Annotated in this window: 1 pseudogene; it reads right to left on the minus strand. The window is 66.8% G+C overall.

Going from position 1 to position 289, the window contains the following annotated elements:
• Window positions 1–81: 81 nt before the first annotated feature.
• Window positions 82–289, minus strand: a pseudogene (locus AABA84_RS34885) (nitrile hydratase accessory protein); the annotation flags it as partial.

Below are 289 nucleotides of genomic sequence, written 5' to 3' on the forward strand. Positions count from 1 at the left end.
GGGTCCCGGCTCTGCGCCGCGACGCTTACGCGTCGCAGCTTGTCCGGGACACGAGCTCCGTAATAACGGGCGTTGCCAGAGCTACCCGAAATCCTCCGGCCGCAGCTCGATCGGCTTGCCATGCGGCGTGCGATCGGCGGCGTGGTCCCAGGCGTCGCGGTAGCGGTGCAGCGTCTCCAATGACGCAACACCCTTGCGCGCAACCAAACCCTCCAGCGTGGCGAGCCAGTGCAGGTAGTAGGTTTCGCCTGTATCTGGATCGCCGGCAGCCTGCGCGCGCTTGATCTCG

The organism is Bradyrhizobium sp. TM239 (assembly GCF_036247985.1).
Classification (GTDB): domain Bacteria; phylum Pseudomonadota; class Alphaproteobacteria; order Rhizobiales; family Xanthobacteraceae; genus Bradyrhizobium; species Bradyrhizobium ottawaense.